The 4,901-nt window shown below is 63.6% G+C and carries 4 protein-coding genes, 2 pseudogenes and 1 riboswitch; of the genes and pseudogenes, 5 read left to right on the forward strand and 1 reads right to left on the reverse strand.

The window, feature by feature from the left end:
* Nucleotides 1-278: pseudogene (locus tag BST14_RS30630) on the forward strand (hypothetical protein); the annotation flags it as partial.
* Nucleotides 279-977: 699 nt separating this feature from the next.
* Here BST14_RS30630 and BST14_RS27445 read toward each other — a convergent pair.
* On the reverse strand, nt 978-2,168 hold the full coding sequence (locus tag BST14_RS27445; protein ID WP_083067423.1) for a PPE family protein: 1,191 nt from the start codon (nt 2,166-2,168) through the stop codon (nt 978-980).
* A 411-nt stretch (nt 2,169-2,579) separates the two neighbouring features.
* Nucleotides 2,580-2,755: riboswitch (M-box (ykoK) riboswitch) on the reverse strand.
* A 376-nt stretch (nt 2,756-3,131) separates the two neighbouring features.
* Here BST14_RS27445 and BST14_RS27455 point away from each other — a divergent pair.
* From BST14_RS27455 to BST14_RS27465, 4 genes and pseudogenes are all read left to right on the forward strand, one after another.
* A pseudogene (locus BST14_RS27455) lies at nt 3,132-3,367 on the forward strand (IS256 family transposase); the annotation flags it as partial.
* A 23-nt stretch (nt 3,368-3,390) separates the two neighbouring features.
* Entirely contained in the window at nt 3,391-3,729 is a 339-nt protein-coding gene (locus BST14_RS27460) for a hypothetical protein (protein ID WP_083067424.1), read from the forward strand.
* Between the two features lie 72 nt (nt 3,730-3,801).
* The gene (locus BST14_RS31490; RefSeq protein WP_281252833.1) at nt 3,802-4,134 is read left to right on the forward strand and encodes an LLM class flavin-dependent oxidoreductase; all 333 of its coding nucleotides are present in this window, start codon (nt 3,802-3,804) and stop codon (nt 4,132-4,134) included.
* Complete coding sequence (locus BST14_RS27465; protein ID WP_281252834.1) at nt 4,121-4,696, forward strand: LLM class flavin-dependent oxidoreductase; 576 nt, start codon at nt 4,121-4,123, stop codon at nt 4,694-4,696. Before BST14_RS31490 ends, BST14_RS27465 begins: the two co-directional genes overlap by 14 nt.
* Nucleotides 4,697-4,901 lie beyond the last annotated feature (205 nt).

Genomic DNA, 4,901 nt, shown 5'->3' on the forward strand with positions numbered 1-4,901 from the left:
ACCTTCAATCACTCGGCTACGACACGCCGGTCACCAAATCGGTCCCCGACTCGTACACCACCTTGGCGGACGCAACCCTTATTGACGGTACGGAGCGACAGCCGAAAATAGTCATTCGCTGGGCGCGCTGTGGGATGCTCGTTGGCGTAGGTGAGCACCGTTATGAAGTCGAAGTTGCCTGGACGGGTGCCACGACCGATTACCGCAGCTACTCGCGCAATCACGAGGTGCATACGTTTGGAGACCCCCGCCGATTCCGGCATCCGCTGACCCAGTGATCGGTCGGGGCGATCCTGGCCGTTGGAACCCGGAGCAACTGCTCGTCGCGGTCGCGGCCCTGTCTCAGTGCCACATGCTGTGGTATCTGCACCTGTGCACCGACGTTGGGGTCGTCGGGTCTGCTGCACGAGCAGCCAGGTGACAGTTTCGGTCACGCGGCCTGACTGATCGGTGGTCTGATGATGGCTTCGACTTCGATCGGGTCAACCGGCCGAGGCCGGCCCGGACGAGACTCCCGTCATCTGGACCCCGTCGTCAACCCTCGTCGTGTGCTGCAGTCCAAAGGATTCATCGGCGGAATGATCGTCCGTGCGGGCTGGCGAACGGACCGCGTGCTCTACGGATTCGCCAGCACCACGCTCGACGAACCCAGCCCGACCGCGTTGACCGATGATCTCTGCCGAGCATTGGTGTCGCCCCCGACGCGGTACAGCGGGTGGAAATCATGCCGTGGTCACGCGATGCATTCACGCGCGGAACCTACGTCTACCTGCCGCCGCCTCCAGTCTGCCGTGGCGCTGGTGGACCACTGGCAATTTCCTGTGGGACGAATTCCCGTAGGGCGCAGCGGCTTTGTGACACAGACCTCTCGACGCAGGCGGCGGTGCGATCGGCACCGCGAATTTTTCCATGCGCCGTTGTAAAGATCCGGACGGTAACGGTTTTCGGCCAAAGCCAAGGGCTCGCGTGCCGGAGACCTACCCGGCGGCGGGCGGGCGCACGACGAAGTTCGGCCGGAATCCGTACTGCGGGACAGCGCGTCCGAGTCCGCGGTTGCCCATGGGGCTGAACGGCATGCCGGGCATGCCGGCTGCCATCGCTGGGGGCGGGGCCACCATCGGGGTGCCGCCCAACGCCGACGGCAACGGGCTGGCGACCGGCGCGGGCGGGGCCCAGCTCGGCGGCACCGACAGCGGGCCGACCATCGACGCCCGGCCCAGGCCGGCCGACACCGAGGCGCCTGCGTTGCCCAGACCCGCCATACCCGACAGACCCGAAAGACCCTGGGCGCCAGAGCCGACGCCGGTCGCCAGCGGCACCGCGTCTGCCAGATCGTTGAGGGCGCCGGCGCTGGAGCCGAACAGCGTCGAACTCGTCACCGCTTGCGCGACCTGGGCCGGGTTAAACGCCCCGGACGACGTGAGCGTGTTCCAGAAATTGCTATTCGGGTCCAGGATCGACGACAGACTCGATGACCCGGCCGTCGATGACCCGCCCGACGATTCCGTCGGCGACGACAACGTCTGCAACGCGTCGGGCACGGCGGTGTTCAGCTGCGACACCGTCGCCTGCTGGCTTGCGGTCGAGTTGCCGCCCGCCTGAGTGACCGCCGCGGCCTGGCGGGCCTGCCCGTCCTGGCGGGTGGTCTGCCCCGGTTCGGTGAACATCGGCAGGCGAGTCGCCGCCGCGCACGAGGCGGCGTAGCCGTACATCGTCGCGGCGTCCTGGGCCCACATTTCACCGTACTGCACCTCGGTGGCCGCGATGGCCGCCGTGTTCTGGCCCAGCACGTTGGTGGCGACCAGCGCCGCCAGCTGCGCCCGGTTCGCCGCGATCACCGGCGGCGGCACCGTGGCCGCGAACGCGGCCTCGTAGGCGGCCGCCGCGGCTTCGGCCTGGGCCGCTGCCTGCTCGGCTTGCGTGGCGGTGGTGCTCATCCAGGCCACGTACGGCGTGGCCGCGGCGGCCATCGCCGCCGATGCGGGACCATGCCATTCCTCGCTGGTCAACGACGAAAGCGCCGACCCGTACGACAGTGCGGCCGAACGCAACTCCGCGGCCAGGCCGTTCCACGCCGACGCGGCAACCAGCATCGGACCCGATCCCGGCCCGGCATACATGCGCGCGGAGTTGATTTCGGGTGCGAGCATCGCGAAGTCCACGAACATTTGTCGGGCCCCTTCCCTAGCTCGCTGCGATCGCGCTGGCCGTCGCGGCACAGATGCTGAATTGTGTTGCCATTGACGCTGATAACGCAGCGGCCATAGCCGCCGGCACGCAACGCGACATCGGAGTTCTCCTCATCAAGAGACCGAACTCAGCCGTGGTTCGACAGCGGGGCCAATTCCGCGCACACTCGCGCACGCACGCGTAAAGCGTTGGCGTGCGCGAGAATATGCGAAACGAGCCGAATCGGGCTACGAAACGTGGCCGGGGTCGGATCGCAACGAAATGGTCATCGATCTGGGATACGGACTATCACCGGGACTCACTTCGCTCTCACCTCCTCGCGGCCAGGGCATACGGGGATGCCATATCTCACACACGGGGAGAAGCGCCCAACTCGAAAAAAGCTTGGGCCCGCACCCCTCTCGTCAGAGCTTCGGCACCACACGGCGTATCCGGCTCACCAGAGCCGGAAGCCACTTGGGCTCAACCCTTAATCCGGGAAGAGCTGTCCTGACCCTGGGCGTCTCTCGACGTTCGAGGTCAGTGGCCTATGTCCGCGCAGACGCCTCACCTAGCGAGGTGCTTGCACAGGCCATCGTGGCACTCGGGCTTCGCTGAGTCAAATTGACATGCAACACAATCCCAACCGCCGACCGTCGCGTCACCCGCGATCCAGGCCCACACATCTGCATCGACGTGATACTCGTAGGCCCAAGTGCGCCAGGATCTTTCAACTGAAAACGGACACCGACCCCGGTATCCCCGCCTCCCGCATGCGCCGCGATCTGCAGCCATTTCGTCAGCGTGACGAAATAACGGTGGATCCGCGCCTGCTGTACGCTCGGCGAACCGATTCATCCATAAACCGCAATCGCGCCCTGGCCCGCCTGCGGACCACTCTGCTGGAGTACTTCCCAGCTTTAGAAGCGCGCTTTCAAATACGTTCACCGCCGCGGCGCCTTGCCACAGTACGTTTGAGGAAAAAAGTCACCAAGGACCGGGCTCTCGCGCAGCCGGACCGGCGATGGCCTACAAGTTAATCGAGGCAAGTCAGACCCGCTGGCGCGCGGTCAACGCACCACACTTGGTCGCCCTCGTCCGTGCCGGCGCTGTCTTCCACAAGGGCAAGTTGCTCGAACGACCCACGGACATTACACCCAACGACTCAAAATCATCTCGCGATGTAAATGTCGCTTGATTCATTCTCGCAGAGGAGATTCCGTGTCAAAAGAAATCTGGCAGCTCAAACACGACGCTGAGCTCATCGGAGAGATTCACATCACTGGCGGCGAATTCCCCTGGCCATCAAGCACCTTCGTCGCCTTACCAGGATTCGCCCGGTTCAAGCCACTCTTCGACCGCGAACTCGAACTCGTAGACGACTTATCCGACGACCCAGACCCCGGGGACGCTATGGATTCCTGGGAGCAGGCGTACGACTTGATCAGCAACGCACTGACCTTGGTCAACGACCGGGGCACGCCTGTCGCGGAGTACCTACTCCACATTCACGACAGTGACGCGTGGTTCCACTGGTCTGACGAACCATTCGACGAGTGACCCCATCCACAGGTCTTGACAATATCTCGCCCGGCCGAGGTTCGGGTGCTCTGGGTAGAGCAGAATGGGGCCATGCGAATTGGCATGGCACTTCCTCAGTATGGGTCGGCATTTGGTAGCGCGGCGACGTTGCGCCGCTTCGCGGCACGCATTGAGCAGCTTGGCTACGACTCGCTGTGGGCTGGTGATCGCCTGTTCACCCCCCTGGAAATTCACAGCCCCTACCCCGGCGGCGACGACGACGCCTATCGCAGCGAGTACTTGGGGACTATTAACGCGTTCGCCGACCCGTTTGCCGTCATCGCCGCCGCAGCAGCCGTTACTACGCGGGTGAGGTTCAATTTCAGTACCCTCTGCACCGCTGCACCAGCCGATTCATCTTGCTCGTACGTTGACCACGCTTGATGTCCTCAGCGATGGCCGGCTCGGAGCAGGGTTTGGGCTCGGTTGGATGCGGGATGAGTACGACGCCCTGGGTCTGTCCTGGTCCTCGCGTGGACGCCGACTCGACGATATCCTCTCGTTTTTGCACCAGTGGTGGACTACTAACCCAGTCGAGTACAACAGCCCCTTCATCACTTTGCCGCTCTCGCAAGTGGATCTGCGACCCGTTCAGCACGGCGGGCCACCCATTTATCTCGGGGGCGCTAGCCCAGCCGCGTTAGCTCGAGTTGGGCGGCGTGCTGCAGGCTGGCTCGGATTCGACGCGATTCCAGAGGACGCCGCGGCGGCGCTGTGGGCAGCGGCTCGGCAGGCTGCACGCGACTCTGGAAGAGATCCAGACACGCTCGAGAAAATCATTCGTGTTAATAGCGCATCAGGCGAAAGCGTTCGACATGTTGCCGACCGGCTTGCGCTAGCATTCGAACGGGGCGCCGCCGAAGTCATTGTCGATTTCGTATTCACCTACGAGTCGATTGACGAAAGACTGGATGCCGCACAAGAACTGATGGATCTCGCTCGGTAGCTAAGGCGGACCCGCACCGAACGATAACCCCCTCCAGCCAATCAGCTGCTGTGTGGTCGAGAGAGACCAGCATCTATATGGAAGCATGGCCGTTGACACGACGTTGCCTGGACAGAACTCGATTTAGTTGTACTCGGACCAGACGTTGGTAGCAGGCGTGTTGGCTTGATGTGAGGAGAACCTCCGGGTGGGGTGTGGCTTGTCT

It is taken from the genome of Mycobacterium arosiense ATCC BAA-1401 = DSM 45069, from assembly GCF_002086125.1.
GTDB lineage: Bacteria > Actinomycetota > Actinomycetes > Mycobacteriales > Mycobacteriaceae > Mycobacterium > Mycobacterium arosiense.

Coding starts and splice junctions, on each gene's coding strand:
- BST14_RS27445 (WP_083067423.1), bottom strand. CDS start 2,168: ATGTTCGTGGACTTCGCGATGCTCGCACCCGAAATCAACTCCGCGCGC.
- BST14_RS31490 (WP_281252833.1), top strand. CDS start 3,802: ATGCGAATTGGCATGGCACTTCCTCAGTATGGGTCGGCATTTGGTAGC.